This is a genomic window from Clostridium amazonense (genome assembly GCF_056431285.1).
Genome location: NZ_JBWKMH010000010.1, coordinates 495,630 through 515,287 on the forward strand (window position 1 = coordinate 495,630; position 19,658 = coordinate 515,287).

The 19,658-nt window shown below is 26.0% G+C and carries 18 protein-coding genes; 12 read left to right on the forward strand and 6 right to left on the reverse strand.

Annotated elements, in window-relative coordinates:
• Nucleotides 1-107: 107 nt before the first annotated feature.
• Nucleotides 108-1,145: a nucleoid-associated protein gene (locus tag AC07E4_RS06600; RefSeq protein ID WP_034439231.1), complete on the reverse strand. Its 1,038-nt coding sequence runs from the start codon at nucleotides 1,143-1,145 to the stop codon at nucleotides 108-110.
• Between the two features lie 386 nt (nucleotides 1,146-1,531).
• On the opposite strand from AC07E4_RS06600, the gene AC07E4_RS06605 reads away from it, so the two are divergent.
• A complete protein-coding gene (locus AC07E4_RS06605; protein WP_034439228.1) occupies nucleotides 1,532-1,804 on the forward strand; it encodes a hypothetical protein in 273 nt (90 codons plus the stop codon).
• Nucleotides 1,805-1,872: 68 nt separating this feature from the next.
• On the opposite strand, the gene fba is transcribed toward AC07E4_RS06605, so the two are convergent.
• From fba to AC07E4_RS06620, 3 genes are all read right to left on the reverse strand, one after another.
• Nucleotides 1,873-2,820, reverse strand: coding sequence for a class II fructose-1,6-bisphosphate aldolase (fba, locus tag AC07E4_RS06610; protein ID WP_034439226.1), 948 nt, complete (start codon nucleotides 2,818-2,820; stop codon nucleotides 1,873-1,875).
• A 128-nt stretch (nucleotides 2,821-2,948) separates the two neighbouring features.
• A complete protein-coding gene (locus AC07E4_RS06615) occupies nucleotides 2,949-3,329 on the reverse strand; it encodes a DUF4363 family protein (RefSeq protein ID WP_034439223.1) in 381 nt (126 codons plus the stop codon).
• Between the two features lie 29 nt (nucleotides 3,330-3,358).
• Nucleotides 3,359-4,144, reverse strand: coding sequence for a DUF421 domain-containing protein (locus tag AC07E4_RS06620; protein WP_478215993.1), 786 nt, complete (start codon nucleotides 4,142-4,144; stop codon nucleotides 3,359-3,361).
• 216 nt (nucleotides 4,145-4,360) lie between these two features.
• Here AC07E4_RS06620 and AC07E4_RS06625 point away from each other — a divergent pair, with 216 nt between their 5' ends.
• The 7 genes from AC07E4_RS06625 to AC07E4_RS06655 all read left to right on the forward strand — a co-directional run bounded on the left by AC07E4_RS06625 (nucleotide 4,361) and on the right by AC07E4_RS06655 (nucleotide 11,791).
• Nucleotides 4,361-6,016 carry a nucleoside kinase gene (locus tag AC07E4_RS06625; protein WP_430828866.1) on the forward strand — a complete coding sequence of 552 codons (1,656 nt, stop codon included), beginning with the start codon at nucleotides 4,361-4,363 and terminating at the stop codon, nucleotides 6,014-6,016.
• A 213-nt stretch (nucleotides 6,017-6,229) separates the two neighbouring features.
• On the forward strand, nucleotides 6,230-6,913 hold the full coding sequence (gene sdaAB, locus AC07E4_RS06630) for an L-serine ammonia-lyase, iron-sulfur-dependent subunit beta (RefSeq protein ID WP_034439218.1): 684 nt from the start codon (nucleotides 6,230-6,232) through the stop codon (nucleotides 6,911-6,913).
• Between the two features lie 3 nt (nucleotides 6,914-6,916).
• Nucleotides 6,917-7,795: an L-serine ammonia-lyase, iron-sulfur-dependent, subunit alpha gene (sdaAA, locus tag AC07E4_RS06635; RefSeq protein WP_034439216.1), complete on the forward strand. Its 879-nt coding sequence runs from the start codon at nucleotides 6,917-6,919 to the stop codon at nucleotides 7,793-7,795.
• 278 nt (nucleotides 7,796-8,073) lie between these two features.
• Nucleotides 8,074-9,171, forward strand: coding sequence for a calcium/proton exchanger (gene cax / locus AC07E4_RS06640; RefSeq protein WP_034439214.1), 1,098 nt, complete (start codon nucleotides 8,074-8,076; stop codon nucleotides 9,169-9,171).
• Nucleotides 9,172-9,310: 139 nt separating this feature from the next.
• The gene (locus AC07E4_RS06645) at nucleotides 9,311-9,640 is read left to right on the forward strand and encodes a methyl-accepting chemotaxis domain-containing protein (protein WP_034439211.1); all 330 of its coding nucleotides are present in this window, start codon (nucleotides 9,311-9,313) and stop codon (nucleotides 9,638-9,640) included.
• Between the two features lie 200 nt (nucleotides 9,641-9,840).
• Nucleotides 9,841-10,734, forward strand: a complete 894-nt coding sequence (locus AC07E4_RS06650; protein ID WP_034439210.1) for a YegS/Rv2252/BmrU family lipid kinase — start codon at nucleotides 9,841-9,843, stop codon at nucleotides 10,732-10,734.
• Nucleotides 10,735-11,128: 394 nt separating this feature from the next.
• Nucleotides 11,129-11,791: a hypothetical protein gene (locus AC07E4_RS06655; protein WP_034439209.1), complete on the forward strand. Its 663-nt coding sequence runs from the start codon at nucleotides 11,129-11,131 to the stop codon at nucleotides 11,789-11,791.
• Between the two features lie 73 nt (nucleotides 11,792-11,864).
• On the opposite strand, the gene AC07E4_RS06660 is transcribed toward AC07E4_RS06655, so the two are convergent.
• Complete coding sequence (locus AC07E4_RS06660) at nucleotides 11,865-13,817, reverse strand: YgiQ family radical SAM protein (protein ID WP_101541669.1); 1,953 nt, start codon at nucleotides 13,815-13,817, stop codon at nucleotides 11,865-11,867.
• Nucleotides 13,818-14,166: 349 nt separating this feature from the next.
• Complete coding sequence (locus AC07E4_RS06665; RefSeq protein ID WP_101541668.1) at nucleotides 14,167-15,210, reverse strand: M42 family metallopeptidase; 1,044 nt, start codon at nucleotides 15,208-15,210, stop codon at nucleotides 14,167-14,169.
• 283 nt (nucleotides 15,211-15,493) lie between these two features.
• Between AC07E4_RS06665 and AC07E4_RS06670 the strand changes: the two genes are divergently transcribed.
• The 4 genes from AC07E4_RS06670 to AC07E4_RS06685 all read left to right on the forward strand — a co-directional run bounded on the left by AC07E4_RS06670 (nucleotide 15,494) and on the right by AC07E4_RS06685 (nucleotide 19,653).
• Complete coding sequence (locus AC07E4_RS06670) at nucleotides 15,494-16,828, forward strand: VanW family protein (protein WP_430828865.1); 1,335 nt, start codon at nucleotides 15,494-15,496, stop codon at nucleotides 16,826-16,828.
• 111 nt (nucleotides 16,829-16,939) lie between these two features.
• Entirely contained in the window at nucleotides 16,940-17,434 is a 495-nt protein-coding gene (locus AC07E4_RS06675; RefSeq protein ID WP_478215994.1) for a hypothetical protein, read from the forward strand.
• A 118-nt stretch (nucleotides 17,435-17,552) separates the two neighbouring features.
• The gene (locus AC07E4_RS06680; RefSeq protein ID WP_034439204.1) at nucleotides 17,553-18,503 is read left to right on the forward strand and encodes an AAA family ATPase; all 951 of its coding nucleotides are present in this window, start codon (nucleotides 17,553-17,555) and stop codon (nucleotides 18,501-18,503) included.
• A complete protein-coding gene (locus AC07E4_RS06685) occupies nucleotides 18,496-19,653 on the forward strand; it encodes a DUF58 domain-containing protein (protein ID WP_034439203.1) in 1,158 nt (385 codons plus the stop codon). The genes AC07E4_RS06680 and AC07E4_RS06685 overlap by 8 nt, the downstream gene beginning before the upstream one ends.
• The last annotated feature ends 5 nt before the right edge of the window (nucleotides 19,654-19,658 follow it).

Below are 19,658 nucleotides of genomic sequence, written 5' to 3' on the forward strand. Positions count from 1 at the left end.
ATTTTAATAAATAATTTCATACATGTATAGTTTTATTAAAAATGCTATATTTTATACAGTATAAGTTTAAAATATATAAATTAAAAAACTATGAAGAAAAATAAAAGTTATTTTTCTTCATAGTTCATTATATGTTTTAGAATCATATTGATACTTCCATCACCATTACGTTTAATTTCAAAACGCTCAAAATCATGATAAGCTTCTTCAGAAAGATATAAATCCATATCTTTGTCTATCTTCAATCTAATTCGTTTTAATTTTTTATCTACCCATTCTTTATCTATAGCTACATTATCTACAACACCATGTTCTTTAGCAAAGGTTTTAAAGTTTTCTTTAAGTTCTGTATTATCCTTAAAAACTTCATCAGAAAAAGCATTTATGTCAATGTTTTCTTCATTCTTTAGTGATTTTTTTATATGACTTCTAACTTTTTCTTGTTCAGATGCATTTTCTTTTAAATTGTTCTTAGTCCATTTTTCAGCAGCTTTAACAAAATTTTTAGTCATATCTCTTTCATTATCAATTATTCTACAACCTAGATAATTATCAATAAAATAATTTGAACCATAATCCTCAGCATTCTTATTTTTACTTTGTTTATCAATGACCATTAAATCATAGGCATTATCGCTATTTATTGCTTTTATAAAAGCACATTTTTGAATTCTAGAGCTAGAAGATGGAAGGCCGGTAAGTTGAGGTATTATATCTATACCAATTTTATCATCAACATACTCAATAGTATGCATGTAATTCTTAATATAATCCATTTTAAATATCCCTAAAAACAATCCATATTCAGTTGAAAAGCTTACAGTAAGTAAATCACATGATGGAATATTTCCTTTTGAACGCATTAGTATAAATAGCTGTTTAGCTAATTCTTTAGAAACATTTAAAATATTATTTTCACCACTCAAAAATTCTTGAGAAACTTCTTTAACAATATTTCTATCTTCAGTAAAAAATGCATATTTTAATTCTTCATCTTTTAAACAACGTTGAACATGTTTTGCTACAAATGTGTAAGTTTCTTCGTTTAAATCAAGGGCAAATGCATTTAAGATAGGTTCATCACTATTATTATCTAATACATGTATTACTGCATCTAGAATATTAATTTCCTTTATATATTCCAAAAAAATCACCTCATAAATAAAATATTATTTTAAGTTTAATATGTTTTTAAAATCACTTTTAAATTTTATATTAAAAAATTTAAAATGAATGTTTAATATTGATAATTGACAGTTAAGGTAAAAAGTATAAACTTAAATATTAACCATCACTTTTCACTCTTAGTTTTTAATTGGTTTCAACAATGATATCAGAATAAACTGTAAGATTAGTACTATTATTTGAGAAAGACATTACTTTAAATTTGAACTTGAAACTCTATATATTATATCAATAAAAACAAAACAAAGAAATATAAAAAAAAGTATACATATTACAAGTTATGCAATTAACATTTTTATAAAAATATCATACAAATGAAGTATAGAGTTTAGTTTAGGGGTGTGACATGAAAGAGTTTCTTGTATATGTATTCGGAATAAAGAGATTTATATCAATATTATTAACAATAACATTTTGTATATTAGCTGTAAAAGGAAAAGTAACTGGTGATCAATTTGTTACCATATTTGCAGTAATAATATCTTTTTACTTTGGACAATCCACTGCTCGTCAAGCTATCAATGAAAACAAATCAATGATAGATATAGAAGGTGTGAATAAGTTATCAGGAAATGATAAAGTAAAGAATGATGAAAAACAAGATGAGATAGATGGATAAAATTTAAGGATATAAAAAATAAACTCAAAATAATTTAAATTATTTTGAGTTTATTTTTTATATCTATATTAATTCATAGAGTTAGCAGAACCTAAAACTTCATCTATTTTAGCTTCAACTAAAGTTTCTATATTTTTTCTTGATTCACCAAGATATTTTCTTGGATCAAATTGACTTGGATTTTCAGCTAAGTATTTTCTTATACTTCCAGTCATAGCAAGTCTTATATCTGTATCCATGTTTATTTTACAAACTGCCATAGCAGAAGCTTTTCTTAACATTTCTGCAGGAACACCTTTAGCTCCGTTTATTTCTCCACCATTATCATTGCACATTTTTACAAAATTTTGATCAACTGAAGAAGCACCATGTAAAACTATTGGATAATTATGAAAACCAGCTTCTTCTAATTTTTTCGTAATTGTTTCTAATCTATCAAAGTCAAGTTTTGCTTCACCTTTAAATTTGTAAGCACCATGACTTGTTCCTATAGCTATAGCTAAAGAATCAACTCCAGTTCTTTTTACAAAATCAACTGCTTGATCTGGGTCAGTGTAAGTAGCTTCATGTGCAGCAACTTTTACTTCGTCTTCTACACCAGCAAGTTTTCCAAGTTCAGCTTCTACAACAACACCTCTTGCATGAGCATAATCTACAACTTCTTTAGTAAGTTTTACATTTTCTTCATATTCATAGTGAGAACCATCAAACATTACAGATGTAAAACCAACTTCAATACATTTTTTCACTAAATCTAAAGAATCACCATGATCTAGATGCAATGCTATATCAAGACCACTTTCTTTTGCTGCGGCTTCAGCTAATGCCTTTAAATAATCTGGTCTCATATATTTCATAGCTCCACTAGAAACTTGAAGTATAACTGCAGAGTTTTTAGTCTTACATCCATCAACAATTCCTTGAATTATTTCCATGTTATTAATGTTGAAAGCGCCTATAGCGTATTTTCCTTGAAATGCTTTATCAAACATTTTTTTTGTAGTAACTAATGCCATAATAAATCCACCTTTCACTTTAAAAAATATTTATAATATAATACAATTAAGTAGAATAAATATTCTAAAACATATAAATAGTATAACACATAAGGTTAATGTAGTACATTAAATTCGAATCTAAAATTTTAAAAAATATTTCTTAAAGTTATAGATTCTTCATCCTTCATAGACTTAATCAATCCTTTTATACTATGAACAGATGATAAAGAGTGTGTTTTATCTTTTTCATTAACATATTGAGTTAGTTTTAGTATTTCAACATACACATTGTCTAAATGTTGATGCTCTGAAAATAATGATATAAGCTTTATAGAATCTTCATAATCTGTAAGCAATTTCAAAGAATTGACGTAAGCATCATCCCATTTTTCAAAAGCTATAGTTTCTTCTGTTTCAGTAGTCAAATTTAGAAGATAATCACAAGTTTGTACTGTATAGTTAGTAGCAAAAAATATTCCTATTAGCATTATACCAAAAATTGTGAAAGGTAAAATCATTTTTTTCATATTTTCTTAGCTCCCTGTTAATAAAATTATTATTTATTTTTATTATTATTTTTATTTGAAGAAGAATTTTTAACAAAATTTATTAGACTATCCTTAAGTTCATTAGTGCTATTAGCATTAATAGAAGTAAAGGTGTTGTTCTCTTCATTTTTTAATTGAATAAACATTTCGTTTTTGTCATATACAATAGCGACGACAACATCACTAAAGTTTATAATATTTCTTTTATTTAATTGTGATTTAAGCCATTTTTCATCTTTTTTTAATTCTTTTAAATTATATTTATTTACTATTCCATCACTTATAACAACTAAAGGAAGAGGGTTATCAGCAAGTGTAATATTAAGTTGCTTAGCTGTTAAAGGTGATACAGTTTCCTTAGGCATTACAGAAATATTTCCATTAGTTTCTAAAATGGCGTAGTGAATTTCAGCTAAATTGAAATATCCATTTAGTCGTAATTCTTCCATTAAGTCATCTAAATTAAAACGCTGATTTCTAAGTTCATCCATATCAACTCTACCATCTTTAATTAAAATGCTAGGTTCACCATTGAAAAGTGTTCTAAATTTTTCGCTTTTAAGTTGGATAAAGGATGTTAAAACTTGAAGCATTACAATAGTTATTATCGGTACAATAGAATTAGTTAGTGGTATTCCATTGTTCTCCATAGGTAAAACACCAAGTTCAGAAATCATAAGAGCTGTTACTAAATCAAAAGGTTCAAGTTGACCTAGTTCTCTTTTTCCCATTATTCTCATCATGAATAAAAGAAAAAAATAAAGTATTAAAGTTCTAATTACTGAAATAAGCAAAAAAATCACCTCTTAAAATAAAAATAGAAATATAAAACATGTCTAAAACTTAGTCTGTGAATAAAACAAAAAAATATAACAAAAAGTTATAAATGTTATTAGAATTGCATAAAATTTATATTTAAAAGGTTGTTTTTATAAAATGCATTTTATAAGATACAAAAAATAGAAATTCTTATATAATAATATTAACTCAGAATTAGGGGGATATTTATTATGATTAAAATAAATGTAATATCTAACAATAAAACTATAGATATAGAAAAAAATACTACTGCATATGACCTTATAAAAAACAATGAATTAGAGCAAAATATACCTATCACATTATGTAGAATAAATGGTAAATTGTCAGAATTGGGCACAATAATCGATGAAAATAGTGAATTTGAAGTAGTAGATATAAAAGATAAATTTGGAATGGCAACTTACACAAGAACACTTCAATTTGTGCTTATTAAAGCGACTTTAGAATTATTTAAAGATGCTAAAATAACTATAGAACACTCTTTAAGTAAAGGATTATTTGGAGAGATAACTAAAGAACCTAAACTAGATATTGATGATATATATTTAATAAAGGAAAAGATGAATGAAATAATACAAAAGGATATAAGAATAAATAAGGTTTCAATTGATGTTAAAGAAGCTTTAAAGATATTTGAAAAGTATGGAATGGAGGACAAAATACGTCTTTTAAAATCAAGAAATTTAAGTAAAGTAAGTTTATATGAAATGGATGGTCAATATGACTATTTTTATGGTCCTATGGCATATTCTACAGGAGTTTTAAAAACTTTTGATTTAATATATTATGAACCAGGATTTATATTAAGATTTCCAACAATTGAAGAACCATTTAAAATTCCAAAATTTGAAAATCATAAAAAGCTTGCAAGTATATTTTATGAAGCTGAAAAATGGGGGGAATTGGTAGGCGTCAGTGATGTTGGTGCCTTGAATGAAAATGTAGAAATGGGCGAATTTGTAAACTTAATAAGAATTTGTGAAGCTTTACATGAAAAAAAAATTGCGTCTATAGCAGATGAAATTAGCTCCAATAAAAATGTGAATATTGTGTTAATTGCAGGGCCGTCATCTTCAGGTAAAACAACATTCTCTAAAAGATTAAGTATACAATTACAAGTTAATGGAGTTGTGCCAACACCTATATCGTTAGATGATTATTTTGTAAATCGAGAAAGAACACCACGAGATGAATTTGGAGAATACGACTTTGAATCTATATATGCACTAGATTTAGAACTATTTAATATTCATTTGAAAAAGTTATTAAGTGGAGAAGAAGTAGAAATTCCATCTTATAGTTTTAAATTAGGAAAAAGGGAATGGTTAGGAAGAAAAATGAAACTTCCAAAGAACGGAGTTTTAATTGTAGAAGGTATCCATGGTTTAAATGAAATGTTAACATCTTCAATTGAAAAAGAAAGAAAATTTAAAATTTATATTAGCCCATTGACACAACTTAACTTAGATGACCATAATAGAATAGCAACGACAGATATTAGAATAATAAGAAGAATTGTTAGGGATTATCTTTCAAGAGGATACGATGCGGAAAACACATTAAAAATGTGGCCATCTATAAGACGTGGAGAAGAAAAAAACATCTTTATATTTCAAGAAAATGTAGATGCAATGTTTAACTCAGCGCTTATGTATGAATTATGCATTTTGAAAAAGTTTGCATTAGAAGAACTTTTAAAAATAAATGAAAATAGCAAAGTATATGATGAAGCTAAAAGACTTATAAGTTTTCTAAATTTCTTTAAGGAAGTAGATATGAATTTAGTTCCAAGTAATTCAATAATTAGAGAATTTATAGGTGGAAGTTGTTTTTATGAGTATTAAATTTTAACTAAAAAACTCATAAATATGATAAATTGAATTATTAATCTTCAATTACTATCAATTTCCTTTGTAAAAAATAATTCTACGTATTACAATAGTCATTGCAATAGAGTTGTCTTAAACAAACTAGCATTAATATTTAGAGGCGTCAAAATATTACTAGTTTGATATATAAAACTGCAATTATTATAAAAACGATGTAGGAGGAAACATATGAAAAATTATAGTGCTTTTGATATTTTAGGACCTATAATGATAGGTCCATCTAGTTCACATACAGCAGGAGCAGCAAGACTTGCTAAAATAGCAGCAAAAATAGGTGGAGAAAAAATAAAAAAAGTAAGATTTTTACTACATGGTTCTTTTGCTAAAACTTACAAAGGTCACGGAACAGATAAAGCATTAGTTGCTGGAATTTTAGGTATGGATCCAATGGATGAAAGATTAAGAAATTCAATGGAAATAGCAAAAGAAAAAGGCTTAGAATATACTTTTGAAGAGGCTGATTTAGGTGATGATGTTCACCCAAATACAGTTAAATTTATCATAACACCAGAAAATGGAGAAGAAGTTACCGTAGTAGGTTCATCTATTGGTGGTGGAAATATAGAAATTTTTGAAGTTGAGGGACAAAAGTTAAGATTTACTGGAGAGTACCCAACATTAATTATAAATCATGTAGATGTTCCAGGAATCATCTACAGAGTTACAACAGTACTATACAAATCAGAAATTAATATAGCATCTATGAATGTATATAGAAAAGCTAAAGGTTCTGAGGCGGCTATGGTTGTAGAAGTTGAACAAGTTGTAGATAACGATGTATTAGATCAAATAAGACAACTTGAAAACATAAACAGTGTTGACCAAATAGTACCACCAAAGGAAGGAGAATAAACTATGTTTGCAAATACAGCAGTAGAAGTTATAGAAGTTTGTAAAAGAGAAAATATAAGTATAGCAGAATATACAATAAGAGAAGAGATGGAAACAACTGGACTTAGCCGTGAAGAGTTAATGGAGAAAATGTCTAGAAACTTAGAAGTAATGAAAAAAGCTGCTAAGGAAGCAATGGAAAGAGAAGTTATCTCTGTAAGTGGATTAATCGGTGGAGATGCAGTAAAATTAAAAAAATATTTAGAAGCTGGAAAAACACTATGTGGAGATGTTATGGTTAAAGCAATGGCAAGAGCTTTATCAACTTCAGAAATAAATGCAGCAATGGGAAGAATAGTTGCAGCACCTACAGCAGGTAGCTGTGGAATAGTACCAGGAGTTGTTTTAACTGCAGGTGAAAAATTAGAAAAAACTGATGAAGAATTAATCATGGCTTTATATTCAGCATCAGGAGTTGGAGTTTTAATAGCTAAAAATGCAACTCTTGCTGGTGCTGAAGGTGGATGCCAAGCTGAGTGTGGAAGTGCAGCAGCAATGGCAGCAGCAGCAGTAGTAGAAATGATGGGCGGAACAGCTGAAATGGCTTTTGATGCAGGTGCGATTGTTATAAAAAATGTAGAAGGATTAGTTTGTGATCCAATAGCAGGATTGGTTGAAATACCATGTGCTAAGAGAAATGTTGCAGGAGCAGTAAGTGCATTAACAACTGCTGAACTTGTAATGGCAGGAGTAGGAAGTAAAATTCCTTTCGATGATTGTATAGCAGCAATGTACAAAATAGGAAGAGAAATGCCAGCTGCATTAAGAGAAACTGCTTTAGGCGGACTTGCAGTAACTCCATGCGGATTAAAATTAAGAAAAAAAGCATTAAAAGAAGATTAATACATATTTATAAAATAAATTTTAAAATCCTTATTAGTATTTTACTAATAAGGATTTTTTGTTGTATAAAAACTATTAAATTTGTATGATTATAAATTATTGTCAAGATCTAACTATATATGAATAAAAACTTTAATATAAAGTAATTTGAAATAATGATTTAAATTTATAAAAGAATATTTGTAAATACAAGTTTTTTATAACAAAAAATAAATTTTGTGTCATTTTGTCAAAAATTGAATATTTTATTAATAGACCATGAGATATAGGAGGTAATGATGGAAGCTAAAAATAAAAATGTAGATAGCTACTTTAAAGTTTTAAAATTTAGTATACCTATTATAGTGTCTATAAGTTTGATGTTTATAGAAACAACATCTTTAATTATAAATATAATTTTATATTCATGTTCGATGATACCATTATCTATAATTTTAGGTAATCAAACATCTGATATAACCGAATATATTGGAGAAAAAAAGGGTGGTCTATTAGCGGCAACAGTTGGAAATTTACCAGAATTAATGATGGGGTTGTGGTCAATTAAATATGGAATGATAGCTATGGCACAAGCAGGTCTTATGGGAGCAGTTATAACCAATATGTTACTAGGGCTAGGACTTGCAATATTTTGTGGTGGAGTAAAATATAAGGAGCAAAAATTTAATAAAGCACTTGCTAGAACTAATTTTCAACTTTTGCTTTTGGCAATTGCATCTATAATTATAATAAGCTCTTTAGATGGAAATGTATTATTGGATAATAAAAAAGCAACTACTATAAGTGCAGTAGTATCTATAGTATTAATATTTATATATATATTAGGGCTTATATTTTCATTATACACACATAGAAACTTATTTATAGCATCTAATGATAAAGCAGAACATTATACTAATGAGAAGAAATTAAATAAACAAAGTATAATTATAATTTTAAAAATAATATTTGTATCAATAATATTATATTTTATAAGTGAGAAATTAATATATAATGTAAATAGAGTAGTTGAAACTTATAAAGTATCGGAAGAGTTTATAGGGATAATATTGATACCACTTTTAGGAAGCTTTGGAGAAAATGCTACAAGTATAGTTTGTGCACTGAATAATAAGGTAGATTGTAGTTTAGAAACAGCAATAGGATCAAGTATTCAAATCTCACTTTTTGTTACACCTCTCTTAATAATAATATCATTTTTTATGGGGCTTAATATGACTTTAGTCTTTAGTCATTTTCAGATAATAATGCTTATAATAGCATTAGCTATGTCATATTTTGTATTTCAAGATGGAAAAACCTATTGGCTAGAAGGTGGAATACTAACAGCTACTTATGTAATTATAACTATAGGATATTATTTTATAGGAATGTAATTAAATAAAATGTATAGGATTATAAAAATAATTGTTCTTTTTTTATTACTATATTCATAAAGTTAAGTATATAAGCTTATTTAAAATTAATAGATATCTGAAAAAAAGATAAGATGTCTTATGAAAATAGGGTGATGAGATGAGCCATAGAATAGTAATAGAAGAGTACTATAAGGATATAAATAATTTATCAATGCTGTTAAATGGTACTGTTAATTCATATAAGGTATTAGTTAGTACAGCAAATGATTTTAATAATATGGCATTAGCAAAAAAAAGTGATGTAAAAAATGCTATAAAAAGAGCAAATGAGTTAGGTGAAGTAGTAGATGATATGATAAGTGCTTTTAGTGATAGTATAAAGAGTTATAACAGATATATAAAAACTAAATCAGATGTTATAAATCAAATTTCCAATAGTAATTTTGTTAGGATTGAACTAGATAATGCATTAAAAAGAACTGAGTAATAAAATGCTAACTTAGAAATTTTGAATTAGAAGCATGGTTAAATAAACATGTTTTTAGGCACATGACAAAATGGGTATCTATTAAATGGATATATTATTTTTCTCATGTGCCTTAATTATGTAAATAAACTTGAGAATTGCTAATATAAAAGGTACAATTATAAAATAGATGTTTATGTTAAATTTATAGGAGGAAAGCTATGAAAAAAGTTAAGTTTATCTATAATCCTTATTCAGGGGAGAATTCAATAGTATCAGAACTTGATAAAGTTATACAAATTCATCAACAATATGGATATATAGTTGAACCATATAGAATACAAAGAGATGAATCTATATCAAATGCTTTTGATAGTATAGATAATGATTTTAAATATATATTAATAGCTGGTGGGGATGGAACTATTGACTCAGTAGTTAATGAAATGAAACATAAAAAGATTGATATACCAATAGGTGTATTACCTGTTGGTACAGCAAATGATTTTGCAAAAAACATAGTTGGAATGCCACAAGATATAGAGAAGGCATTAATTCAAATATTAGAAAGTCAAGAAAAATATTTGGATTTAGGTAAAATAAATGAAAAATATTTTGTTAATGTTGCAAGTGCAGGAGTATTTACAGATGTATCTCAAAAAATAGATGTTCATTTGAAAAATACAATGGGGAAAATGGCGTATTATATAAAAGGACTTGAAGAGATACCTAACATAAGAAAGTTAAAAGTAAAAGTAGAATCAAAAGATTTTAAATTTGATGGGAATATGTATCTTATGTTAATATTTAATGGAAAAACGGCTGGTAATTTAAAATTAGCACAATCATCAGAAGCTGATGACGGACTTTTAGATGTTATTATTGTAAAAAGTGATATTGTAAGAAATGCTCTTAATAATTTTATAGTTATGCTAAAGAAAAGAGACATATATGAAATGGATGGAGTTTTATGTTTTAAGACAGATAAAGTAACTATAGAGTGTGATGAAGATATTGTTACAGATATAGATGGAGAAAAAGGACCAGAATTTCCATTGAAAATAAGTTGTGCAAGAAAAGCTTTAAAAGTATTAGGATATTTATATGAAAGTTAATAGTGATATATTTTAAGTTTAAAGGAGGTTTTAACCTCCTTTTTTTATTGTGGAGGAGTTGAAGGTAAATTTAATTTATAACTTTTTACATATTTAGTTTATGATTTATGTGACTATATAATTTTAAATTATGTACTAAAAAAGATTGTTTCATATTTTTTAGTGATATATTAAAGAATATAATAAAATTTAAAACTGATAGGTTAATTTAAGTAGTTTAAGATGAAAATAGGAATTAGATAATGTGCATAACTTGCTTTATTAGTTAATATAATCTAGTGAAGGATAAAATATATATTAAGTAAATTGATGAATAACATTTATAAGTATTTGTTTAAAATTAAATAAAACTTTAAACGGAAATTTCAGTATGTTTAAACTTGGGGGGATAGGTTTGGATTATATATATTTATTAGGAATATTTCTGATGGTATTACTTTTGTATGAAGGAGTAACTACAGCCTTTAGTTATGCACCTAAAAAGATAAAACATATAACAATTGGTACATTAATTTTAGTTCTATTTAGGTACATTTCATTATTTATATTATTTATAAATAAAAAACCTTTGTATTTATATCTTTTAAAACCTATAATTTTTTTAGAAATAGTTTATTTGCCTATAATAGGATTTATAACTATATATATGCTATATAGAAATGAAAAGATAAAGCTGAATTATTTCTATTCTATAGTATTAATATTTAGTTTATTTTATATTTTTGTAACATTAAAGTCGCCTGTTAATACAATGCTGTCAGATATATATGGATATGTCATAATTTTAAGAGAAGATTATGGATTATACTTAATATTAGAAGTTGTAAATACAATATATTTAATATTAGCTATGAAGGCTTTAGGTTATAAGTACTCTAATAAACTAGGATTAGCACTTATGATACTTTCAGCAAGTTTAACAGTATTAACAATTCTAATAAGTTTATTGGGTGTGAATTTATTTGGAGTGAAAATTTTAGGTGAAATATTATGGATTCTAACATTAGTATATTCATTAAGACAATTTAAGAAGAAAAGTATAATCTTAACTAAATAGTTTAAAATTAAATTTAAATAAGAAATGTCATATAAAAGCAGTTGTTAAGCACTACTTTTATATGACTATTTTATTATCTTCTTCTACTATTTTTAGAAAAAGTCTTAGTAGAAGTTTTTTTATTATTTTTATTGTTACTAGATTTAGTTTTTTTAATAGATTCATTTTTAGATGTAGTATCCTTAGAAACATCTTTTACCTTTTTACCTTGATAACCTTTGTGTTTAATTGGTCTAGGTCCAATTAAACAATTTGGTGAAAAACCTATTAAATCTTCTCTTTTAGCACAAATCAGAGCATTTTTTACAAGTGTATGATTATCAGCATTGCTAAATTGTAATAGAGCTCTTTGCATGCTTTTTTCTTTTTGAGATTTAGGAACATAAACTTGTTCATTAGTTATTGGATTTATTCCAGTATAATAAATAGTTGTTGAAAGACTTCCAGGAGTAGGATAAAAATCTTGTACTTGTTCAGGCATATGTCCCATAGTTTTTATGTACTCAGCAAGTTCAACAGCTTCATTTAAACTACTACCAGGATGACTAGACATAAGATATGGAACTACAAATTGATTTTTCCCCAATTTCTTGTTTATATCAGCATATTTTTTCTTGAAATTGTCATAGACTTGTCTTTTAGGTTTTCCCATTTGTGCAAGAACTTTATCACTTACATGTTCAGGGGCTACTTTTAGCTGTCCGCTGATATGATGTTCACAAAGTTCATGGAAAAATTTTGGATTTTTATCTTCCATTAAATAGTCATAACGAATACCAGAACGAATAAATACTTTTTTTACTTTAGGTAAAGTTCTAACCTTTTTTAATAAGCTTAAGTATTCACTATGATCAACTATAAGATTTTTACATGGTGTAGGGAACATACACTGTCTATTTTTACAAACACCATGTTCAATTTGCTTTTTACAAGCTCTATGTCTAAAGTTTGCAGTAGGACCACCTATATCATGTATGTATCCTTTAAAATCTTTATCATTAGTTAAAATTTTAGCTTCTTCTATTATTGAATTTTGACTTCTATTTTGAATAACTCTTCCTTGGTGATAAGTTAATGCACAAAATGAACAACTTCCAAAACAACCTCTGTGGCTTGTAATTGAAAATTTGACTTCATTTATAGCTGGAATTCCGCCAAGTGCTTCGTAAATTGGATGATACGTTCTAGCATATGGTAAGTTATAAACTCTATCCATTTCAGCTTCTGATAATGGTTTTTGTGGTGGATTTTGAACTACATATTTATCGTTGCAAGGTTCTACTATTGTTTTACCCCAAACATAATCTTGTTCCTTTGAATAAAGTTTATAACTCTCAGCATAGGCTTTCTTATCATTTGAAACATCTTCAAATGATGGAAGTATTATGTAATCATTTAATTTAGAAATATCATTAGTAAGATAACAAGTACCTCTAACATGATGAAGTCTATCTATAGAACTGCCATAACTTAAAAATTTAGCAACCTCTATAATTGGATTTTCACCCATACCATAAATTAGAAGATCAGCTTTAGAATCTAATAAAATACTTTTTCTTACTTTGTCATCCCAATAATCGTAGTGAGAAAATCTTCTAAGACTAGCTTCAATACCTCCAATTATTATAGGTACATTTTTATAAGCTTCTCTTGCTCTATTGGAATATACAATTACAGCTCTATTTGGTCTATATCCTGATTTTCCACCAGGTGAGTAAAAATCATCACTTCTTTTTTTCTTAGCTGCAGTATAATGGTTAACCATTGAGTCAATATTTCCTGAGTTAATTAAAAAACCAAGACGAGGTTCACCAAGTTTTCTAAAATCATCGACAGAATGCCAGTTAGGTTGAGCTATAACACCAACAGTATATCCTTCTGATTCTAAAAGTCTACCAATTATGGCAGTACCAAAAGAAGGGTGATCTATATATGCATCTCCAGTTATAATTATAAAATCTAACTGATCTATATCACGTTTTTTCATATCATCTTTACTTATAGGTAAAAATTGATTATTTACTATCATAAAAAACCTCCAAATTTTAAATTTATAGGGTTCTAGGGTAATATTTTATATGCTTATAGGGAAACAAGCTCGAATTCAAAACTATTCTTTTAGCTGTAAATATATTGCTTTCAAAAGAAATGCTTGTTATAAAATGATTCCGAGCTAGTTTCACTCTTAAGGGTATCCAAGTTTTGGAACTAATAATTAATAAATTAATTTCTAATTCTTAAACATAAGACATCTATTCATCTTAACATAATGAAAAAGAAATATAAATAACAATAAATGTAATTATAAACACAAAAATAAAAAATCCATACTATTTAAAGTATGGACTTTTTATAAAAATATATATAGTTAAGGTTTATTTAACTGCTTCTTGAACATACTTGATTATTAAGTCTACAGTTGCTAATACTGAATCAGTATGTGTTCTTTCATATCCGTGAGATGCAAATATTCCAGCTCCAATTAAAGCTGTTTTAACATCGTATCCAGCTCTAAGTGCTGCAGAAGCATCAGAACCATAACTAGGATATGTGTCTATTCTATATTCTATATTATTAGCTTTACAAAGCTCTGTAAGTCTAACTCTTAAATCTAAATCATATGGACCAGAAGAATCTTTAGCTGCTATACAGCAAGCATATTCTGTTGAATTTTGATCAAGTCCAGGACATCCCATATCAACAGCTACAAACTCTTTTGTATTAACAGGAATACCAGAGCATGCACCATGTCCTATTTCTTCATAATTACTTATAAATACATTTATTGTATGAGGAAGTTCTATTTTGTTTTCTACTATATATTTTAGAGAATATAAAAGCATACCAACACTAGCTTTATCATCAAGGTGTCTTGATTTTATGAAACCACTTTCAGTAAATCTAGTTCTAGTATCAAAACAAATAAAATCTCCAACATTAATTCCTAAAGCTTCAACATCTTCTTTAGATGAAACTTTTTCATCTAAAACAACTTCATAATTTTCAGCTGTTCTTTTAAGGTCTCTTGCTTCAGCTCCACTTATGTGAACAGATGGTTTTATTGTTTGAATTGTTCCTTCAAAACTTTTGCCATTAACACATTCAACTATACAATTTTCTCCTTCAACTGAGTTCATCATAAAACCACCAAGTTGAGTAAGGGAAAGTCTACCAGTACCTTTTATTCCAGTTACCATTGCACCTAAAGTATCAACGTGTGCAGATAAAGTTTTTTGATATTCATCATTTTTACCTTTAATTGTAGCAACTAAAGCACCTTTGTTTGTGAAATGATATTCTATTCCTAGTTTATCTAATTCACTAGCAATGTAAGGCATTATTTTCTTTGAATAACCAGTTGGACTTGGTATTGTTAATATATTATTTAAATAGTTTTTTATGCAATCTATGTTATACATAATTCCACCTCTTATATGTAATGATTTTGAAAATACATAATAGAAATAAATTCTAAAATATTCATATATTTTCATCAATTTAAATATTAACATAATAAACAAATAAAATCTAGTAAAAAATTCACTAAATGAAAACAATTTCAATGAAGTTTGTAAAAATTTAATGTTCTATAAAATTTAGTTTTAATATTGAATCCTAAGTAATATAAATATAAAGACAAGCTAGAAGTATTAAGCATAATAATTTAATAAATTTTAAAATGATATATGGGGGAAAAACTTAATGAAAAAATTAAAAAAGATTGGATTTAAAATGTTAATTTTAGCTTTGGGAATTGTAATCATATCAATTACATTAGTTTATAAATATAGTACAAGGATATATCCTAAAATATACATAGAAAATATAAAAGTATCAAATTTAAAAATAGAGGAAGCCAAAGAAAAATTACATCATGAATTTGAAAAAAACATATCAAATAAAAAAATAGAAATAAGAGTTGAAGATAAGTTATTTAAAACAAGTTATGAGGAATTAGGAGTAAAGTTTGATACACAAAGAGCTATTGAAGATGCAATTAATATTGGGAAAAAAGAAAATTTTATAAAAAAACTTTACATGATTTTATTTCCTAAAAAAATAAATATAGAAATTAACTTAACGTATAACAATGAGGCAGTGGATGGAGTTATTTATTATATAGAAGGAGATGTAAATATAAAGCCAATAGAAAGTAAAATGACATTAGAAAGTAATGGATCATTTACAATAACAGATGAAGAAAATGGAGTTAGAATAAATAATGAAAGTTTAAAAAGTCAATTAGAAAAGTCAATAAATAAAAATATTAATGAAGAAATTATTAGAATTCAATGTGAGCTAGAACAATGGATACCAGAAAAAAGGAAGCAAAATTTAAGTAAGATAAATGGAGTAATATGTAGTTTTTCAACTAGTTTACAAAATTCTTCAGAACAAAGAAGAACAAATATAAAATTAGCGACAAAAGCAGTAGATAGTTATGTTGTTATGCCAAATGAAATATTTAGTTTTAATGATGTAGTTGGGGTTAGAACAGAAAGTAAGGGATATAAAAGGGCACATGTAATATTAGGAAATCAATATGTAGATGATGTAGGGGGAGGAATATGTCAAGTATCATCAACATTATATAATGCTATATTAAAGACTGATATAGAGGTTATAGAAAGAAAACCACATAGTAAAAAGATAAATTATGTTCCATTAGGTCAAGATGCTACGGTGAATTATGGTGCTATAGATTTTAAATTTAAAAATACATTAGAGGTACCTATATATATAAGAGGACAGGTTCAGGATAACTATGTAGGATTTCAAATATATTCAGATACATCGATAAATTTAAAAAGATATCAAATAGAAAGTGAAATAGAAGAAATTTTAAAGCCAAAAGATACAATTAAGTATAGTAGAGCTATAAGTAAAGGCCAAAGATTAGTAGAAAAAGAGGGTAAAATTGGATATGTAGTTAATACTTATAGAGTTTTATATAAGGATGGAAAAATGATAGAAAAAAAAATAGTAGCAAAGGATATATATAAAGCTGTAAATAATATTGTAATTGTAGGAATATAATAAAATTTTTTTAGATTATTTGTTAAAAGTTGAAATTATGATATAATTGAAAATATTAATAAAATATTAATAAAGTATTAACAAGATGATTTAAAAAGGAGTATTAGTTTTATGATTATAGTATGGATTGTTTCAGCTATTTTAGCATTATTAATAGGAATCATGATTTGGTGTAAAATATCTATTGAAATGGATAAGAAAAAGGGGATTCAATTTAAAAGTAAAGATTTGTTATATTTAGATGGTTATGAAGATTTAAGTGGGACAGATGATGTAACTATAACAGTATATTTTCATACTTTTTCTTTAGAATTTAAAAATAAAGGTAAAGTTGAAAAAATAAAGTTAAGAAGAATAAAAGATGTAAAGATATATCAGCAAGAAGAGTTATTAAGTGAAGTTAAATATCACAAAATAAAAACTACTCACAATTTTAATGATAAAAATATTGTTTCTAAGAAGTATATTGTAATAAAGGTTATGGAAGAGCAAGGAGATAGAACGTTAATTTTTGCATCAGGATTTCCAGAGTTAATTAAGGGAACTTTAGAAAAAGCTAAAGAAAGTGAAATAAATAATGATACACAAACAGTTGTATCTAAATAAATATATTAATATAGTGTTAATAAAGTTTTAAGATAATAAAAACAAATGTTTTTATTATCTTTTTTTTTTATACAATATGATAAAATTACAATAAATGGGTAAAAAAGGGGGATTACTTATGAATGATCAAAACCACTTAATAAAAGAAATTAATGAAAATGTAAGCAAAGTTATATTTGGAAAAGAAAAAGAAATTTTAAATATAATAAAAGGTGTAATTGCAGGTGGGCATATACTTATAGAGGACATACCAGGTGTAGGGAAAACAATGATTATAAAAGCATTAACTAAAACATTGGGATTATCTTATAGTAGAGTTCAATGTACACCAGATTTGTTACCTTCAGATATAATAGGGGTATCCATATATAATAATAAATTAGAAAAATTTGAATTCAAAAAGGGTTCAGTTTTTTCCAATGTACTTTTAGCAGATGAAATAAATAGAACCACACCTAAAACACAATCAGCATTATTAGAGGCCATGGAGGAAAATCAAGTTTCAGAAAGTGGGACAACTTATGAATTGGATAAACCATTTATAGTTATGGCAACACAGAATCCAATTGAGTATGAAGGGACATTTCAATTGCCAGAAGCACAATTGGATAGATTTATGATAAAAGTCAATATAGGTTATCCAAGTAGTGACTATGAATTTAACATATTAAAAGAATACAGAGAATTCTCACCAATTGATAAAATACAAAGTATATCAACTAAAGAAGAAATATTAGAACTTCAGAATAAAGTAAAAAAAGTAAAAATAAATGATGACTTAATAAAGTACATTATTAGAATAGTGGAAGCAACTAGAAACAATAAAGCATTAGCTTTAGGGGCAAGTGTAAGAGCATCATTGGCATTCCAAAAAATATCTCAAGCCACTGCATTTATAAAGGGTAGAGATTATGTTATTCCAGAAGATATAAAAGAAAATGCAAAGATAGTATTATGTCATAGAATTATATTAACACCTAAAAGTAAAGCGGAAAGATTAACAGAAGCAAATGTAGTTGATGATATATTGAAAATAATACCTGTTCCTAAGGTGAAACAAAATGATTAAGTTCAAATTAATATATATTTTTATGTTAATAGTATCTTTTATATATGCAAAGTTATCAGGTGGAAACTTTCCATACTATATTTTTTATATATTATTTTTAGTAGGAATTGTAGAAGTTATATATTTTTATATATGTACAAAATATGTATATTGTAACTTTAGAATATTAAAAAAAAGTTTTATAGTAGGAGATAATGAAGAAATTAAATTGATAGTTAAAAATGATAGTTTTATACCATTACCATATGTTAAAGTTAAAAGTTCCTTTTTTGAACATATGTGCAATGATTATAAAGGAAATGGATTTTATTTAAAACAAGATGGCAGTTACTTTGTGAGAAAACAAATTAGATTTATAAGAAGAGGAGTATATGGTTTAGGAAAAACAGATATAACAATTAATGATATTTTCAATATTAGTACAATAAGCATTAAGGGTGAACATGATGAAAATATAATGGTTTATCCCAAAATATATGAATTAGATGAAATAGATAAAAGTTATAGTAATATGTTAGAAGAAGTTATAGTTAAAAAAAAGTTTTTAAATAATAATAGTGATGTAAGAGATGTTAGAGAATATACAAATGGGGATAGCATAAAGAAAATTCATTGGAAGATAAGTGCTAAAGAAAATAAATTATATGTAAAAAATTATGAAAAATTATCAGGGGGAGATACTAATATTTTCCTTAACATGGAAAGTTTAGAAAAAATAAAAGATTATACTGCAAAAGAAGAAGAGTTAATGATAGATTTTACATTATCCTTTTTAAATCAAATATTAAAAAGAGAAATAAAAAGTAATATATATATAAATAATGATTATGAAAAGGTATTTAAAATAGAAAATCATGAAGATTTTCAAATTCTGGGAGAGTATTTCCTAAGAAATTATAGTAATAGTAATGAAAGTTTTTCAAAATTTATATTAAAGAAAATTAAAAATTTAAATAATTCATCAGATGTTGTAATAATAACTTTAACATTAATGAAAGAGGATATAAATAACATAATTTATTTAAGAAATATAGGATATAATTTAAAAATATTTTATTATGATAAAAATATTTATGAAAGTCAAATATTAAATGAATTAAAAGATATGAATATAGAAATTTATGAATTTAATAAGATAATTAAATTTTAAAAGCA

Bases quoted from the DNA above. Each gene is read 5' to 3' on its own strand.
- AC07E4_RS06615 (WP_034439223.1), bottom strand. From the start codon at position 3,329: ATGAAAAAAATGATTTTACCTTTCACAATTTTTGGTATAATGCTAATA.
- AC07E4_RS06680 (WP_034439204.1), top strand. From the start codon at position 17,553: ATGAATGATCAAAACCACTTAATAAAAGAAATTAATGAAAATGTAAGC.
- AC07E4_RS06650 (WP_034439210.1), top strand. From the start codon at position 9,841: ATGAAAAAAGTTAAGTTTATCTATAATCCTTATTCAGGGGAGAATTCA.
- AC07E4_RS06625 (WP_430828866.1), top strand. From the start codon at position 4,361: ATGATTAAAATAAATGTAATATCTAACAATAAAACTATAGATATAGAA.
- AC07E4_RS06670 (WP_430828865.1), top strand. From the start codon at position 15,494: ATGAAAAAATTAAAAAAGATTGGATTTAAAATGTTAATTTTAGCTTTG.
- sdaAA (WP_034439216.1), top strand. From the start codon at position 6,917: ATGTTTGCAAATACAGCAGTAGAAGTTATAGAAGTTTGTAAAAGAGAA.
- AC07E4_RS06675 (WP_478215994.1), top strand. From the start codon at position 16,940: ATGATTATAGTATGGATTGTTTCAGCTATTTTAGCATTATTAATAGGA.
- cax (WP_034439214.1), top strand. From the start codon at position 8,074: ATGGAAGCTAAAAATAAAAATGTAGATAGCTACTTTAAAGTTTTAAAA.
- fba (WP_034439226.1), bottom strand. From the start codon at position 2,820: ATGGCATTAGTTACTACAAAAAAAATGTTTGATAAAGCATTTCAAGGA.
- AC07E4_RS06685 (WP_034439203.1), top strand. From the start codon at position 18,496: ATGATTAAGTTCAAATTAATATATATTTTTATGTTAATAGTATCTTTT.
- AC07E4_RS06645 (WP_034439211.1), top strand. From the start codon at position 9,311: ATGAGCCATAGAATAGTAATAGAAGAGTACTATAAGGATATAAATAAT.
- AC07E4_RS06605 (WP_034439228.1), top strand. From the start codon at position 1,532: ATGAAAGAGTTTCTTGTATATGTATTCGGAATAAAGAGATTTATATCA.
- AC07E4_RS06665 (WP_101541668.1), bottom strand. From the start codon at position 15,210: ATGTATAACATAGATTGCATAAAAAACTATTTAAATAATATATTAACA.
- sdaAB (WP_034439218.1), top strand. From the start codon at position 6,230: ATGAAAAATTATAGTGCTTTTGATATTTTAGGACCTATAATGATAGGT.